The sequence below is a fragment of the Corynebacterium sp. UMB4614 genome (assembly GCF_030217065.1).
Lineage (GTDB): Bacteria > Actinomycetota > Actinomycetes > Mycobacteriales > Mycobacteriaceae > Corynebacterium.
Genome location: NZ_JASONC010000003.1, coordinates 125,391 through 140,731 on the forward strand (window position 1 = coordinate 125,391; position 15,341 = coordinate 140,731).

Below are 15,341 nucleotides of genomic sequence, written 5' to 3' on the forward strand. Positions count from 1 at the left end.
ACCGAGCGGTACTTAAAAACCGCCAATACGACCCCAGGGCCACCGAGCAACAGCCCCCAAAAGACCCAAAAGTAGACTAAGTGGTATAAATTTTTAAACGCTCTTGACCTGCACCGTTAACGCATAAAGACCCCGAAAATAGACAGAGCGGTTTACTTTTTTGAGCGGGGGCTATAAAGTGAGTCACCACACAGCGATCGAGCGGCACAATCCACCCGGATCCCACCCGGATCGCCACGATTCACAACACAGCCTCAAACACACGAAAGAGACAGGAAAACCATGCCAAAGTACGACAACTCCAACGCAGCAGAGTGGGGCTTTGCCACCCAGCAGATCCACGCCGGCCAGACCCTGGACCCGACCGGTTCCCGTAACCTGCCGATCCACATGACCACCAGCTACGTCTTCGACAACGCCGAGCACGCCAAGCAGCGCTTCGCGCTCGAGGATCCGGGCCCGATCTACTCCCGCCTGACCAACCCAACGGTCGAGGTCCTCGAGAACCGCCTCGCCACCCTCGAGGGTGGTGTCCACGCCGTCGCCTTCGCTTCCGGCATGGCTGCCATCACCGCCGCGCTGATCAACGTCGCGAACTCCGGTGACCACATCGTCGCCTCCCCGCGCCTCTACGGCGGCACCGAGACCCTCCTGCTCGTCACCCTGCCGCGCCTGGGCATCACCACCACCTTCGTCGAGAACCCGGATGACCCGCAGTCCTGGCAGGACGCCGTTCAGGACAACACCGTCGCCTTCTTCGGCGAGACCTTCGCCAACCCGCAGGCAGACGTCCTGGACATCCCGGAGATCAGCAAGGTTGCCCACGAGAACAAGGTCCCGCTGATCATCGACAACACGCTGGCTACCGCAGCACTGGTCAAGCCGCTGGAGCTCGGCGCCGACGTCTCCGTCTCCTCCCTGACGAAGTTCTACACCGGCAACGGCTCCGCCATCGGCGGCATCCTCGTCGACGGCGGCAAGTTCGACTGGACCCAGGAGCGCAACGGCAAGCCGGTCTTCCCGAGCTTCGTCACCCCGGACCCGGCCTACCACGGCCTGAAGTACGCCGACCTCGGCGAGCCAGCCTTCGGCCTGAAGGCTCGTGCGGGTCTGCTGCGCGACACCGGCGCCACCCTCTCTGCGTTCAACGCCTGGCTGGCCGTCCAGGGTCTCGACACCCTGAACCTGCGCGTCAAGCAGCACAACGAGAACGCCAAGCAGGTCGCCGAGTTCCTGGACAAGCACCCGAAGGTCGCCAGCGTCGCCTACGCCGGCCTGGAGTCCAGCCCGTGGAACAAGGTCAAGGAGAAGCTGGGCCTGGAGTACACTGGCTCCGTTCTGGCCTTCGACCTGGCCACCGGCGACGCCGACCCGCGCGAGGCCGCCTGGAAGTTCATCGACTCCCTGAAGCTGCACTCCGACCTCGCTAACGTCGGTGACGTACGCTCCCTGGTCGTCCACCCGGCCACCACCACGCACTCGCAGTCCACCGAGGAGAACCTGCGCAACGCGGGCATCTCCCAGGCAACGGTTCGCCTGTCCGTCGGTATCGAGGACGTCCGCGACATCATCGCCGACCTCGAGCAGGGCTTCGAGCAGATTTAACTCACGAGGTTTTCTATGCGCTCCGACTTGCTGCCCGCCTCCGGTTCCTACGCCGATATTCCCATCGGCGAGGTGCTCACCGAGGCGGGCGCAAGCATTCCCGAAACCTCACTGCGGCTGTACGCCTTCTACGACGCAGCCGAGCAGGCGGCGGTATCCACGCCGCCGGAGGAGCGCCCCATCGTGCTGATCGAGCACGCCCTCACCGGCGACGGCAACGCCACCGACTGGTGGGCCGACATGGTCGGCGTGGGCAAACCGATCGACACCTCCACGTACCTAGTGCTCTGCGCCAACGCGCTGGGTGGGTGCGCGGGCTCCACCGGCCCCGGTTCCCTGCACCCGGAGGGTGGCTTCTGGGGCTCCCGCTTCCCGGGCCTATCCATCCGCGACCTCGTGCAGGCCGAAAAGCAGCTGCTCGACGTGCTGGAGATCCCCCGGGTCCACGTGGTGGTCGGCGCCTCCATGGGCGGGGCACGCACCCTCGAGTGGTCGCTGCTCTACCCGGAGATGATGGACGCCGTCCTCCTCATCGCCGTCTCCGCCCGCGCCTCCGCCTGGCAGATCGGCATCCAGTCCGCCCAGATCCGCGTGATCGAGGCCGACCCGCTGTGGCACGGCGGGGACTACTACGAGGCCGGCATGGGGCCAGTCTGGGGCCTGGGCGAGGCCCGCCGCATCGCGCACCTGACCTACCGCGGCGAGCTGGAGGTCGACGAGCGCTTCGGCGCCGAGCCGCAGCGAGGAGAGAACCCGCTGGGTAAGTTCCGTTCCCCCAATCAGCGCTTCTCGGTCGAGGGCTACCTGGACCGGCAGGCGATGAAGCTGCGCAACCGCTTCGACGCCGGCTCCTACGTCACCCTGACGGATGCCCTGAACCGCCACGACGTCGGCCGGGATCGCGGCGGCATGAACGCCGCCCTGGGTAACTCCACGGTCCCCACGATGGTCTGCGGCATCGACACGGACATCCTCTACCCCTATCACCAGCAGGAGCACCTCTCCCGCAACCTGGGAGCCTTCCTGGGGCTGTCCCAGATCACCTCCCCCACCGGCCACGATGGTTTCCTCATCGAGGCCCGCCAGATGGGCAATGTGCTTGAGAAGTTCCTCACGGCCGCCGAGGAGCTGGCCGAGAATCCGGAGCAGCGCGCGGAGATCCTGCAGCACCACAACCGCTAGGAACCGCTGAGGGCGGCCACCGAACAACCGCCACCCAACCCCCACGCCCAGCGTCGCGGGATACCCAGCTCCGCGCGACCCCCGCGCAGGGACTTGGTCCGGATGCCCCTAGCTGCCCAGCGTGTCCACGCTGATCGCCAGGTACATCATCAACAACCCCACGCCCCCGGCGAAAAAGCAATCAAATTTGCGGCTGCGGACCGCGAAAATCCCCAGCACGTCGGAGTCCACGACCCACCGGATCGTGGCCAAGAACACCAGGCTTGCCCCCATCGCCGTGGTGCCGCGGCGCCAACGATCCGCCGCGATGAAGAACACCCCCACCGCCAGAAGCAGCAAAAACACCCCGATGAGCGCCCGCTGCGCGATCACCGGCAGCGGGGAGGCGGGCACGTCCCGGTCGTGCGGGTTGGCCAGCAGCTGTCGGCGATAAGCGCCAATCTGCGCGGCCTCCGCCCGCTCGTTCGGGATGTCCGGCATCGTGCCCAGCTCCTCCAGCTCTAATCCCCTAGTTCTCGCCCTGCTCCGCGAGGAGCTCGGCGCGCTCCACGACGTTGTGGACCAGGAAGGCGCGGGTCAGCGGGCCCACGCCACCCGGGTTCGGCGAGATCGCGCCCGCGACCTCCCAGACGTCCGGGTGCACGTCGCCGGCGAGCTTGCCGTCCAGGCGGGAGACACCGACGTCGAGGATCGCCGCCCCCGGCTTGACCATGTCCTTGGTCAGCATGTGCGGCTTGCCTGCAGCAGCGACGATGATGTCCGCGTTGATGGTCTCCGCCTTCAGGTCCTTCGTGCCGGTGTGGCACAGGGTAACGGTGGCGTTCTCGCTGCGGCGGGTCAGCATCAGGCCGATCGGGCGGCCAACAGTCACGCCACGGCCGATGACGACGACCTTCGCGCCGTTCAGCTCGACGTCATAGCGACGCAGCAGGCTGATCGCACCGTTCGGGGTGCACGGCAGCGGGGCGGGCTCGTTGAGCACCAGCTTGCCGAGGTTCACCGGGTGCAGGCCGTCAGCGTCCTTGGCCGGGTCGATGCGCTCCAGCACCGCGTTTTCGTCGAGGTGCTTCGGCAGCGGCAGCTGCACGATGTAGCCGGTGCACTCCGGGTCCGCGTTGAGCTCGTCGATGACGGCGTTGAGCTCCTCCTGGGTCACGTCCGCCGGCAGGTCCTTGCGGATGGACTTCACGCCGATCTGCTCGCAGTCCTTGTGCTTCATCCGCACGTAGGAGTGGCTCGCCGGGTCGTCACCGACCAGGACCGTTGCCAGGCCCGGGGTGATCCCCTTGTCCCGCAGAGCGTCGACTCGTTGCTTCAGGTCCGCGAAGATCTCGTCGCGGTATTTCTTTCCATCCAGGGTAATCGCAGCCATGCCCGCCATTATTCCACAGGCCTAGCGCTACCCCACCGGCGTGCGCCCCCATTCCCCCACTTCAGGGCGAAGACCCCGAACGCGGGTCACTGCCCGCCCGGGAAACCGAGCTGCCGCCAGGCCTCGTACGCCGCCACCGCCGCCGCGTTCGAGAGGTTCATGCTGCGACGGGCCGGCAGCATCGGGATCCGCAGCTGCGCGGTGATCCGGGGATCCGCCAGAGTCGCCTCGTCCAGGCCGGTGGGTTCGGGGCCGAAGAGGAGGACGTCACCGCGGCGGAAGTCCACGTCCGTAAACCAGGTCTCCGCGTGCGTCGTGAAAGCGAAGACCCTCGCCCGGGGCGGGGCACCGTCTGCTGCCTGTTTCCGACCCAGCTCTGCCTGCTTCCGACTCAGCCCCGTCAAGTGCGTAGCCGCGGCTTCGAAATCCTCGTGGAGCTGCACCTCCGCCAGGTCGTGATAATCCAGCCCGGCGCGGCGGACGTGCTTCTCCTCGAAGTTGAAACCCAGTGGGCCCGCCAGGTGCAGCGCTGCCCCGGTGCCCGCGCACATGCGGATCGCGTTGCCCGTGTTCGGCGGGATCTGTGGCTGATCGAACAGGATATGGAAGGGCGGATCGGCGGCCGGCCGGGGTGACGTCGTCAAAGAAGAAGAGCGACCTGCGGCGGAAGCGGGAGTGGAAGGCTGCGAAGACACGCCACTCACCTTAACCGCGCCCGCGGGCGCTGACGGCACCGGAACACGGTAAGAATGGAGGGGAAGAACCCCGACGATCGGGCACGAAGCCCATCAGACGATGAAAGAGGTCGATCAGACATGGCTGATGCACCGAAGGACGCCACACCGCAAGGCAAGAAGACCCCGACCGGCGGAAAGCAGCGCCCGGTGGACATCACCCTGTTCGGCGCGACCGGATTCGTCGGCAAGATCCTCGCGGGTTGGCTGGCGGAGCACGCGCCGAAGGACGTCACCATCGCGCTGGCTGGCCGCAACCGCGAGAAGCTGGTCTTCCTCAAGCAGCAGCTGCTGACCATCCACCAGGGCGTGATGGACTGGCAGATCGTGGAGGCCGATGCCTTCGACGAGGACGCCATGACCGAGCTGGCGAAGAACACCCGCGTGGTGATCTCCACGGTGGGCCCGTTCGTGCGTTACGGCGAGGACCTCGTGCGCGCCTGCGCGGAGGCCGGCACACACTACGTGGACTCCACCGGCGAGGTGCTGTTCATGCGGAAGATGATCGACAAGTACGACGACGTGGCGAAGGCCAACGGAGCGCGCATCATCCACGCCTGTGGCTTCGATTCCGTGCCCTCCGATATCGGCATGCTGCTGATCAACGAGGCCGCGGCCAAGGATGGCAAGAAGCTGGCCGAGGTGACGAACCTGGTCAGCATGCGCGGGGCCATGTCCGGCGGCACCGTAGAGTCCGCACGCGAGCAGTTCCAGGCCGCACAGCGCGACCCGGAGCAGAGGCGCGTGCTGGCTGACCCGTACTCCCTGAGCCCGGATCGCGAGGCGGAGCCGGAGCTGGGCGAGCAGCCGGATTATGGCGTGCTGCAGACCGAGACCGTCGGCGCCCCGGAGGGCTGGGCCGGGCCTTTCCTCATGGCCTCGGTGAACACCCGCGTGGTGCGCCGCTCCAATGCGCTGAGCGGCTTCAAGTACGGAAAGTCCCTGCGCTACCGCGAGTTCCAGTCCACCGGGCCGGGCCTGAAGGGCCGCGCGCAGGCCTACGCAATGGGCGGGGTTAACTGGACGATGCTGACCGCGATGAAGGCGCCGAAGCTGCGGGACTTCATCTCCCAGTGGGCACCCGAGCCGGGCGAGGGTCCGACGAGCAAGGCGCAGGAGAATGGCTACTTCCGGTGCGTGTTCCACGGCTTCGTGAAGCCGAATCCGGCGCCGAACGTGGAGCCGGATTACATCGCCACCCTGTACTCCCAGGGGGATCCGGGCTACCGCTCGACCTCCCGGATGCTGGGCACCGCAGCGCTCACGCTGCTCAAGGATGAGGCGGAGCTGCCGGGCACTGAAGGTGGCGTGCTGACCCCGGCGACGGGCCTGGGCATGGTGTACGTGCGTCGCCTCCGCGAGTCCGGGATGCGCCTGGACGTGGCGCGAGGCGGGCTCTACCGCACCTCCACGCCGCAGTAACCGGCGAGTACGGCGCTGTGTCGGGCGGGCGGTGTTTTAGACCTCCGGCCGGGCTGGGCCGTTGGCGACGATGAAGTCCGGGGCGGGGCGCCGATTGATGTGGGCGCGCTCTTGGGCGGCCCACATGTTCCACCAAGGGGCGTAGTAGGGGTCGCGGTGCAGCGCGCGGTGCTTGCGCAGCTGGGTGGGGGCATCCAGCACCAGGGTCCGGTGGGGGATGCCGCGGCGGCGCAGCACGGCCAGAGCCTCGGGGCTGAGGGCACCGATGCCCTCGACGACCAGCGGGCTCCCGGGGTCCAGGGGCTGCCACTGCGCGGGGGTGTTCTTCTCCCAGTCCCAGCGGCGAAAGCCCGGGCAATTGGGCTGCAGCACCTCGGCGGCGAGCATGCGGGCTGCGGCGAAGAGCCCACCCCAGCCGGGGTAGAAATCCTCCAGGTGCACCAGCTGGGGCGTGGTGTTGGGATCCGGGGGTGTGCTCGGGGATACGCCGGGCTGGTGGCTGGACGCACCGAGTGTGGTCATGAGGTGTTCTGCGAAGTGGGTCTTGCCGGAGCCGCTGCGACCGTCGATGAGGATCACCCACCGCGGGTCGCGCCCCACACGGCGGTGGGGTGTTTTAGCGGGCTCGATCTGTGTATTTCCGCAGCCTCGCTGGCCGGCGACCCAGGCGGTGAGCTCGCGGGTGGCTTCTGCGGGCGATAGCCACGGCGCGCTAGCCATTCTGCACGCCCAGCAGCACGAAGTGGCCGGTCCACACGGCGATCCCCAGGGACAGCAGGCTCAGTGCCAAGGAGCCCACAACCACGGCCCAGTCCCAGCCGCCGAAATGAGCCTGCCGAGCCCAGGTGCGCTCGATGGGCTGGCCCTCGGCGTTATGGGTGGCGCCAAACCCACGGGCCTCCATCGCGGTGGCCAGCTTGGCGCCACGACGCAGCGCCAGCACCAGCAGGCTGAAGGACTGCTGCAGCGCACGCTTCAGCTTGCCCTCGTCCCCCAGGCCACGGGCGCGGCGGGCACGCTCCACGGCCGTCCAGTCCTCTCGGAATAGCGTGACCAGGCGCACGCCCGCCACCGCACCGATGACGAAGCGGGTGGGCAGTTTCCACAGCTGTGCAAGGCCGTCGCCGAGGCGGGTGGGGTCCATGTCCGCGGTGAGCACCACGGCGGGCACGCCCACCGCCAGCACGCGAATCATCACCGCGATGGCCAGCTGCACCGAGTTCTCGGTGATGTGGATGAAGCCCCATTCGAAGTAGCTCTGCCCGCTGGCCCGCCCGTAGAAGAGCATGCTCACACCCGTCAGCGGGGCTAAGAGCAGCAGCGGCCAAGCCCGGCGGAACAGCCGGGCAGGCCCGACCCCGCACAGGGGTGCGACGACCAGCAGGGTCAACGCAAAGGACACGCTGGCGCTGACAATATCGATGCTGATCAGCAACGGGGTGGTCAACAGCGCGAGCGCGAGCAGCCGGGTGGATGGGTCGATGCGTTCCAGGATCATGCCCGCACCTCCAGGCCGGGGCCCTGGGGAAGGTGCCAGTGGTGCTGGCCCAGCGCGGCGAAGTAATCCGCGTCGTGGGTGATGGACAGCAGCCCCATGCCGCTATCCGCCAGCTGTTGCAGCAACCCGACCAGGGCGGTGAACGTGTTGAGGTCCTGGCCGAAGGTCGGTTCGTCCAGGATCAGCAGGCGCGGCTCGGTGGCCAGCACCGCGGCCACGGAGAGCCGGCGTTTCTCCCCACCCGAGAGGGTGAAGGGGTTGGCGACCGCGAGGTGACTCAGCCCGAGGGTGCCCAGCAGCTCGTCTGCGCGGCGCTCGGCTGCGGCGGCATCCATCCCGGCAGCCTTGGGGCCGAGCAGCAACTCGTCGCGGACGGTGCGGGCGGCCAGCTGGTGCTCGGGGCTTTGAAAGACGTATCCGATGCGGCGGACCAGGTCCTTCGAGCGCCAGCTGCGGGGGTCCGGGGTTTCCCGGCGCCTGGGCTTAGCGGGCTGGAGCCCACTGGCGTCCAGCTCCCCGCCCGCCGCGGGAACCAGGCCCGCGAGGGTGAGCGCCAAGGTGGATTTTCCGGTGCCGTTGCCGCCGGTCAGGCAGGTGGACCCCGGCTCCAGGACAGCGGTGATGCCGGTGCGGATGGTGTGCTGGCCCCAGCCGATGGCCAGGTCGCGGGTGCGCAGCAGTGGCTTCCCACTTGCCTGGGCGTCCCCGGCTGCGTGCAGGGACGCAGCGTCGATGGTTGTTTCAGCGTCGATCGGGTGGGCAACGGTGCCTCGGTTGCCAGCATGGTTCTGATAATCAGCATTGCCCTGGTTGCCAGTTGAACCGGGCGCGGCCTTCAACGCGCCCAGCTCGGGCGGCGGGGTGCCCATGCGGCGCAGCGCGGGAGCGACCCCCGGCACCCAGATACCAGCCTCAGCGAGCTGCTCGGCATGGGTCTCCAGGGTCTGCCCGGCCGGGCCGTCTGCAAGCACTCCTCCGGCCTGCCGCCCGGCGGTGGCCCGCTCCCCCACGCCGCTGGGGTTAGTCTCCCCGAGCACGAGGATGCGGTCGACGTGCCCGGCCCAGGTGGCTGCGCGGTGCTCGACGACGATCAGTGTGGCGCCGGTGTCCTCGCAGGCCCGGATAACGGCGTCGCGCACCTCGGCCACGCCCTCCGGGTCGAGGTTGGCGGTGGGCTCGTCCAGCACAATCACCCTGGGGCGCATGGCCAGCACCCCGGCCAGCGCGAGCCGTTGCTTCTGCCCGCCGGAGAGCCGGTGGGTGGACCGGTCGAGGTCCAGTTCCCCCAGCCCGACGGTGCGCAGGGCCTCCGTGGCGCGCTGCCGCATCTGTTCCCGCGGGATGCCGAGGTTCTCGCAGCCGAAAACAACATCGTCGCCCACCCGGGCGGCGATGACCTGCGAGTCCGGGTCCTGCAGCACCATGCCGACCAGTCCGCGCGCCTGGGCGGGGTCCTTGCCGTCCACGCGGATGGCACCGCGCTGCTCCCCGTCCTCGGCATCCCCCAGCACCCCGGCGATGCCCGCGAGCAGGGTGGATTTGCCCGCGCCAGAGGCCCCGAGCAACAGGACGCGCTCCCCGGGTTCCAGACGTGCGGTGATGTTCGCGATGGCCGGGTTCTTCCGGCCGGCGTGGCGCCAGCCGAAGTCGGTGATCTCCACGACCGCCCCGCCCGGCGGCCGCCCGTGGCTCGTCATGGCTTTCTCCCCTTGAGCGACCTAAACCAGTTGTTGGCGTTGCCTGCCTGCCGGGAAGCGGTCGAGCGCCCCGGTGGCAGCCAAACCGCGGACGAACAGCCAGCCCACCAGGCCCGCCAGCAGGATGCCGGAGAGAATCATGGTGGACAGGTAGGTGGCGTTGAAGGCCAGGGACTTCGCGTAGTTTCCGCTGGTCGCCAGCTCCAGGATGAATTCGAAGATGGCGGCCACAGCACCGGCGGCCATGGCCACGCCCAGTCCGGCGCGGCGGTAGGCGAAGATCGCGAAGACCAGCTCCGCGCCCAGCCCCTGGGCCAGGCCGGAATAGACGGTCTCGATGCCCCAGTGGTTACCCAGCAGCGCGGAAACGACGGCGGCGAGCACCTCGACGAAGAGTGCCGCGCCCGGCTTGCGGATGATCAGCCCGCCCAGCACGCCGCCGAGCAGCCAGATGCCGACCGCGAGCCCGCCAAGGCCCGGGGTGGCGGCGTCGAACACGCCGTAGGCCGCGCCCCCGATGCCGTTCCAGACCCAGAAGATCAGGCCGCAGGCCACGCCGAGCACGGCGGCGACGATGATGTCCACGACGCGCCAGGACTTGCTGTGCTGGGGAGCCTGCTGCTCACCTGAGAAGCCGTGGGTTTCGCTGGTCTGTGATGGTTTTTCGGGCGTGATGCTCACGCTTATCCTCCCTATCGCCGGCATGATCCGGATCAGGTTCATCGGTCGGCACCACGGTGCTGGCGCCCTCTCAGCCCGGACGTTCTCCCGGACTCCCGCGTTGGTCGGGTCTAACCCTAGCAGCCGCCCCGGAGGACCCTATTTCCGGTGGCGGGTGAAGAAACTCAAGATCTCCGCCCCGGCATTGACCGCACGGGTGGGGTTCGCTTCCTGCTGGCCCCCGTCGTTACGCACCCCGGCAATCCCGGACTCACCGGGCCGGGCGGCTTCGCCCTCGCCGGGCCAGGTGTGCCCCATCCCCTTCACCGCGATGTGCATGACGTCCTTATCCGCCGCGCAGTCGCGCCACTGGTAGCGGCGGACAATGGGGGTGACGTTGCGGACCGCGGGAGCCCCGAAGCAGGAGGCACGGTGTGCATAGGCGGAGGTGAAGCTCATCGCCCCGAGGTACGGGGCGCCGTAGCGGGAGCCGCCCTCGTAGTGGATGCGGCTGTCGTCCTCCCCGTGAATTTCGAGGAAGGACGTCGCCCTGCTGCCGTGGAACTGTGGGTGTTCTTTGCCACGCTGTGCCCGTGTTGCACAGCCCTGCCAGGTGCCCTTGTAATAGGCCCCTGCGACCGAGGCGAAGGCGGCGAATTCCTGGGGCATCTCGCAGGCAAGCTTCGCGACGAAGCCGCCGCCGTTGCTCATGCCCGCGGCATAAATGCGCAGGTCGTCGACCTGGTAGGTGGCGGCGATGCGGTTGATCAGGTCCCGGACCAGGGCCAGGTCTTGCTTCCCGGTGGCCGTGGCATAAGGCGCGCCCGCCCAGGCCTTGTCGATTCCGTCGGGGTAGGCGACGATGGCGCCGTCCCGGGCGAGGTCGCCGAAACGGGCCATGGATGCACCGGACTGCCCGTAGCCGTGGAAGGCGAGGATCAGTGGCTTGGGCCGGGCGGTCTGGGACTGGCGGGGCAGGGCGTCAGCAGGCACATGCAACACTGCCTGGCGGTTCAGTCCGCCCGATGTCAGCTGGACTTGGCCATTGTGCCCGGGGCGTGGGGCACCCCGCAGCGGGGCGGAGTGTTGGGTATTGCGCAGCACGGGCGCGGGGCTGGTGCTCGTGGCTGGGTCCGTGGCTGCACCCTGGCTGGCTTCTCCCCCGCGGTGATCGCGAGCGCTGGGTTCGCCCGCGCCGGACTGATTTTCTTTGGTGTTACCAGCCCCCGGGGTGCGGTCGTTGCTGGTCCCCGCCGTCCGGCTCGAGCGCTCCGGGATGGCCACGGCGGATTCGTGTTCGGTGCGTTCGCTGACCAGGCTGTGTCGGCTTTTTCGGGTGAGGTAGTCGACGCTCCAGCCGGTGTTTTTCTGCAGCCACACCCCGGCCCCGGCCGCGAGCCCAATGGCCACGGCTGCCAGCGCGAGGGCGATGATTCGCCGCAGCATATAGCGCCGCTGGCTGGTGGGGCACCCGGAAGGGCTAGGGGTGGTCATTCCCCCGATCTTGAAGGGTGGGCGCGCTGATTGTCAATCGGTGAATCGCATAAGTGTTATTCCCCACGTTGTGATCGCCCCCGCCTCCCCCGGCCACAGGCACGTCCTCACCGTCGCAGCCACCCACCTGGGTCGTGACCACGGCCGACCCGGTAGCCGGCTCCGGGGCACTTCAGCGGAAATCCCGCGACGGGCTACCCAGCGCCGCGGCACCACCCAGCTCCGGCTCCACGGCCTCCAGCAGGTCGGCGGTAACACTGGCCGCACCCTCCGCGTTATGCACGATCCCCCGGACCACCACGATGCGCGCTGTCATCGCCACCTGCCGCTGCTTCTTCCATAAGCCCTGGGTGAGCATCACGTTCGCGATGCCGGTCTCGTCCTCCACCCCAAGGAAGACGACCCCGCCCGCAGTGGCCGGGCGCTGCCGGTGCGTGATCACCCCGGCCACCCGGATCCGCGAACCATCCGGCACGTGCAGCAGGTCCACGGCGGGCACCACCGCCGCCCCGCCCCTGCGTTGTCCGCGGCGCACCCCGGCGCGCACCGGCAGGTCGTGCCACTGGGAAAGCTGGCCCCGGAGCAGCTCCACGGGGTGGCCGTCCGGGGTCACCGACGTGGCCGCGAGATCCGCGGCGGCCAGCTCGAAGGCGCTCATGCCGGGCAGCGCGGGCACCGACGGGGCGGACGTCCCCGGCAGCATGCCCTCCCTCTCCGTGGCCGCCAGCCCCGCAGCCCACACCGCCTGCCGCCGATCGAGCCCGAGGCTCTCCAGGGCGCCAGCCCGCGCTAGGGCCGCCACCTGCGCCACGCTGAGCCCGGCCTCCCGGGAGAGGTCGCTGACCTGCCGGTACTCCCCCTGCTCTTCCCGCGTGGCGACGATCCGCTCGGCTGCCTCCTCGCTGATCCCCGCGATGGATGCCAGCCCCAGCCGGATCGCACCGATGGGCTCTGCGGTGCCCCGCCCCAGCCCGTGCACCCCGCGGGCGCGGTTGACGTCCTTAAAAGAAGAGGAAGAAGAAACGGACGGGGACGCAGCAGAACCGGCCGAGAGATCCGTATCCGCCTGCACCCCGGAGGCGTTGACGCACACCGGCAGGATCCGCACCCCGTGGCGGCGGGCGTCCGCGATCAGCGACTGCGGCGAGTAGAAGCCCATCGGCTGGGCGCGCAACAAGGCCACGCAGAATTCCGCCGGATAGTGGTACTTAAACCAGGCGGAGTAGTAGACCAGCGCGGCGAAGGACTGGGAGTGGGACTCCGGGAAGCCATAGGCTGCGAACGCCGTGATCTTCTCCCACAGCCGGTCCGCGACCTCCCCAGTGATGCCGTTGGTGCGCTCCAGGCCCTCGTAGAAGCGCTCCTTGAGCCGCGCCATCCGCTCCGGGGAACGCTTGGACCCCATCGCGCGGCGCAACGTATCGGCCTCCGCGGCGGTGAACCCGGCGGCGTCCACCACGACCTGCATCAACTGCTCCTGGAACAGTGGGATGCCGAGGGTCTTGCTGAGCGCGGGTTCCAGGCACGGGTGGTCGAAGGTCACCGGCTCCAGGCCGTTGCGCCGCCGGATGAACGGGTGGACCGACCCACCCTGGATGGGGCCGGGGCGGATCAGCGCGACCTGCACCACCAGGTCGTAGAAGCGCCGGGGTCGCAGGCGGGGCAGGGTGTTCATCTGGGCGCGGGACTCCACCTGGAACACGCCCACCGCGTCGGCGCGGCTGAGCATCTCGTAGACCGCTTCCTCGGTCGGGGCCAGCCGCCACAGCTCGATACGGCGGCCACGGTGGGTGGCCACCTGGTCGATGGCGTGGTGCAGGGCCTCGAGCATGCCCAGGCCCAGCAGATCGAATTTCACCAGCCCGACGGCCGCGCAGTCGTCCTTATCCCACTGCACCACGGAGCGGTTCTCCATGCGCGCCCACTCGGTGGGCACGACGTCCGCGATGGGGCGGTCGCAGATGACCATGCCGCCGGAGTGGATGCCGAGGTGGCGGGGCTGGCCGATCAGTTGTTCGGCGAGCTGGAGGACCCGCTCGGGGGCCTCCGCGGCCCCCCGGGTCCAGGCATCCACCTGGCCTGCCGGGTAGCCGAGCGCGCGGGCGGCATCGCGCAGCGCCCCCTTGCGCCGGTAGGTGATGACGTTCGCGACCTGGGTGGCGTTATCCCGCCCGTAGCGGCGGTAGACGTACTGGATGACCTCCTCGCGACGTCCGGATTCGATGTCGAGGTCGATGTCGGGTGGCCCCTCGCGTTCCGGGGAGAGGAAGCGTTCGAAGAGCAGGCCGGCGGCGACGGCGTCGACCGAGGTGATGCCGAGCGCGAAGCAGACGGCGGAGTTCGCCGCTGAGCCGCGCCCCTGGCAGAGGATGTTGTTGCTGTGGCAGTGGTCGACGATGTCGTGGACGATGAGGAAGTAGCCGGGGAAGCCCAGTTTTTCGATGACGCCGAGTTCCCGGTCGATGACCTCCCAGGCCTTCTGCGCCGCTGCGGTGGAGCCGCGCCGCCCGTAGCGGTGGGTGCCGTTTCTTTCCACGAGCTCGCGGAGCCAGGACATCTCGCTGTGGCCTTCCGGCACGGGGAAGTGCGGTAGTTCCGGGGCGACGAGGTTCAGGGTGAAGGCGCATTCTTCGGCGACGTCCACGCTGGTTGCGGTGGCTTCCGCGAGCCAGGCGCAGTCCCCGGCGAGCTGTCGCAGTTCCGCCCCGGAGCGCAGCCAGGATCCGCCCATGGGGTGGGTAACGGGTTCGGCGCGGGCGACGTCCCAGCGCCGCCGTAGGGCGGCTTTGGCCCCAGCCAGGCGGGCCTGGCTGGGGGTCGCGCAGGTGGGCTGCGAGGAGAGGATCTCGCGCAGCCCGTGGGTGGTGGCGAAGGCGTGGAGGGCCTGGTTGTGGTCCACGTCGGCCGGGTCCATGCTCAGCTGCAGCTGCACGAGGCAGTGTTGTGTGCCGAAGGCTTCTAGTAATTTGGCGGCCCGGCCGGGGATGGAAAGCTGAGCGGCGTCGATGAGGACGAGCCAGTGCCCACCAGCTGCTTCGGCGAGCTCGTCGAGGCTGGGGTATTCGACCGCGTCCTTATCCCGGTGGGTCATCCGGGCGGTGGTGATGCTGCGGCTAAGCCGCCGGTAGCCCTCCTGGCCGCGACAGAGCACCGCCAGGCCGGGGGCCTGAGCCCCGTCGAGGCTGAGCTCCGCCCCGAAGACGGTCTTGAGCTCGCCCTCTGCCTCTGCGGCGGCGGTGGCGAAGCGCGCAGCACCGTACATGCCGTCCCGGTCGAGGCAGGCCAGCGCGGTGATGCCGAGTGCGATGGCCTGCTCCACCAGTTCCTCGGGTTCGCTGGCGCCGTGGAGGAAGTGATAGCTGCTGGCGGCGCGCAGCTCCGCGAACTCCACGTGCGCTGCGGCTGCGCGCGCCCTACCCCCAGGTTCCCCCGCCGCGGTTCGCGCCCCGCGGATCCCATCAGGCTGCTTCCCGCGCCTGAGGTCAAGCCGCTCCGCGGACTGGGCCTCGCCAGGGTAATCGCCACGTCGGCCACCGCCCTGCTCGCCACGCCCCACCTCGTTCCGAGATCGGGCTTCAACGCTCTCACCTGTGGTTTTCCCCGAAAGAATACGCTCGATCCGCGACCAACTGAGGGCCTTGGGGTTGTTGAATCCGCGCGTATACGTCACGGAAAGA

At 68.8% G+C, this 15,341-nt stretch carries 12 protein-coding genes and 1 riboswitch; of the genes, 3 read left to right on the top strand and 9 right to left on the bottom strand.

Annotated features, from left to right (window positions below):
• Nucleotides 1-282: 282 nt before the first annotated feature.
• Together QP413_RS02590 and QP413_RS02595 are read left to right on the top strand one after the other, a co-directional pair.
• Complete coding sequence (locus QP413_RS02590; protein WP_070761523.1) at nucleotides 283-1,605, top strand: O-acetylhomoserine/O-acetylserine sulfhydrylase; 1,323 nt, start codon at nucleotides 283-285, stop codon at nucleotides 1,603-1,605.
• A 15-nt stretch (nucleotides 1,606-1,620) separates the two neighbouring features.
• Complete coding sequence (locus QP413_RS02595; RefSeq protein WP_284780448.1) at nucleotides 1,621-2,787, top strand: homoserine O-acetyltransferase; 1,167 nt, start codon at nucleotides 1,621-1,623, stop codon at nucleotides 2,785-2,787.
• Between the two features lie 108 nt (nucleotides 2,788-2,895).
• Here QP413_RS02595 and QP413_RS02600 read toward each other — a convergent pair whose 3' ends face one another.
• The 3 genes from QP413_RS02600 to QP413_RS02610 form a co-directional block, all read right to left on the bottom strand.
• A complete protein-coding gene (locus tag QP413_RS02600; protein ID WP_284780451.1) occupies nucleotides 2,896-3,267 on the bottom strand; it encodes a DUF3017 domain-containing protein in 372 nt (123 codons plus the stop codon).
• A gap of 28 nt (nucleotides 3,268-3,295) precedes the next feature.
• Nucleotides 3,296-4,159, bottom strand: a complete 864-nt coding sequence (locus tag QP413_RS02605) for a bifunctional methylenetetrahydrofolate dehydrogenase/methenyltetrahydrofolate cyclohydrolase (protein WP_141759423.1) — start codon at nucleotides 4,157-4,159, stop codon at nucleotides 3,296-3,298.
• Between the two features lie 86 nt (nucleotides 4,160-4,245).
• A complete protein-coding gene (locus QP413_RS02610; protein WP_284780491.1) occupies nucleotides 4,246-4,803 on the bottom strand; it encodes a tRNA (cytidine(34)-2'-O)-methyltransferase in 558 nt (185 codons plus the stop codon).
• A 171-nt stretch (nucleotides 4,804-4,974) separates the two neighbouring features.
• Here QP413_RS02610 and QP413_RS02615 point away from each other — a divergent pair, with 171 nt between their 5' ends.
• Nucleotides 4,975-6,315 carry a trans-acting enoyl reductase family protein gene (locus tag QP413_RS02615; protein WP_284780453.1) on the top strand — a complete coding sequence of 447 codons (1,341 nt, stop codon included), beginning with the start codon at nucleotides 4,975-4,977 and terminating at the stop codon, nucleotides 6,313-6,315.
• 36 nt (nucleotides 6,316-6,351) lie between these two features.
• On the opposite strand, the gene QP413_RS02620 is transcribed toward QP413_RS02615, so the two are convergent.
• From QP413_RS02620 to QP413_RS02645, 6 genes are all read right to left on the bottom strand, one after another.
• Entirely contained in the window at nucleotides 6,352-7,035 is a 684-nt protein-coding gene (locus tag QP413_RS02620; protein ID WP_284780455.1) for a hypothetical protein, read from the bottom strand.
• Complete coding sequence (locus QP413_RS02625) at nucleotides 7,028-7,813, bottom strand: energy-coupling factor transporter transmembrane protein EcfT (RefSeq protein WP_070758374.1); 786 nt, start codon at nucleotides 7,811-7,813, stop codon at nucleotides 7,028-7,030. Before QP413_RS02625 ends, QP413_RS02620 begins: the two co-directional genes overlap by 8 nt.
• A complete protein-coding gene (locus tag QP413_RS02630) occupies nucleotides 7,810-9,510 on the bottom strand; it encodes an ABC transporter ATP-binding protein (protein ID WP_284780456.1) in 1,701 nt (566 codons plus the stop codon). Before QP413_RS02630 ends, QP413_RS02625 begins: the two co-directional genes overlap by 4 nt.
• Before the next feature lie 21 nt (nucleotides 9,511-9,531).
• Nucleotides 9,532-10,095 carry an ECF transporter S component gene (locus QP413_RS02635; protein WP_284780492.1) on the bottom strand — a complete coding sequence of 188 codons (564 nt, stop codon included), beginning with the start codon at nucleotides 10,093-10,095 and terminating at the stop codon, nucleotides 9,532-9,534.
• A gap of 87 nt (nucleotides 10,096-10,182) precedes the next feature.
• Nucleotides 10,183-10,299, bottom strand: a riboswitch (TPP riboswitch).
• Between the two features lie 30 nt (nucleotides 10,300-10,329).
• Entirely contained in the window at nucleotides 10,330-11,664 is a 1,335-nt protein-coding gene (locus tag QP413_RS02640) for a PHB depolymerase family esterase (RefSeq protein ID WP_284780458.1), read from the bottom strand.
• A 172-nt stretch (nucleotides 11,665-11,836) separates the two neighbouring features.
• Nucleotides 11,837-15,334, bottom strand: a complete 3,498-nt coding sequence (locus QP413_RS02645) for an error-prone DNA polymerase (RefSeq protein WP_284780459.1) — start codon at nucleotides 15,332-15,334, stop codon at nucleotides 11,837-11,839.
• Between the last annotated feature and the right edge of the window lie 7 nt (nucleotides 15,335-15,341).

Excerpts from the sequence above, each read along its gene's own strand:
- QP413_RS02640 (WP_284780458.1), bottom strand. The coding sequence starts at position 11,664 with ATGACCACCCCTAGCCCTTCCGGGTGCCCCACCAGCCAGCGGCGCTAT.
- QP413_RS02625 (WP_070758374.1), bottom strand. The coding sequence starts at position 7,813 with ATGATCCTGGAACGCATCGACCCATCCACCCGGCTGCTCGCGCTCGCG.
- QP413_RS02620 (WP_284780455.1), bottom strand. The coding sequence starts at position 7,035 with ATGGCTAGCGCGCCGTGGCTATCGCCCGCAGAAGCCACCCGCGAGCTC.
- QP413_RS02605 (WP_141759423.1), bottom strand. The coding sequence starts at position 4,159 with ATGGCTGCGATTACCCTGGATGGAAAGAAATACCGCGACGAGATCTTC.
- QP413_RS02590 (WP_070761523.1), top strand. The coding sequence starts at position 283 with ATGCCAAAGTACGACAACTCCAACGCAGCAGAGTGGGGCTTTGCCACC.
- QP413_RS02600 (WP_284780451.1), bottom strand. The coding sequence starts at position 3,267 with ATGCCGGACATCCCGAACGAGCGGGCGGAGGCCGCGCAGATTGGCGCT.
- QP413_RS02595 (WP_284780448.1), top strand. The coding sequence starts at position 1,621 with ATGCGCTCCGACTTGCTGCCCGCCTCCGGTTCCTACGCCGATATTCCC.
- QP413_RS02615 (WP_284780453.1), top strand. The coding sequence starts at position 4,975 with ATGGCTGATGCACCGAAGGACGCCACACCGCAAGGCAAGAAGACCCCG.
- QP413_RS02630 (WP_284780456.1), bottom strand. The coding sequence starts at position 9,510 with ATGACGAGCCACGGGCGGCCGCCGGGCGGGGCGGTCGTGGAGATCACC.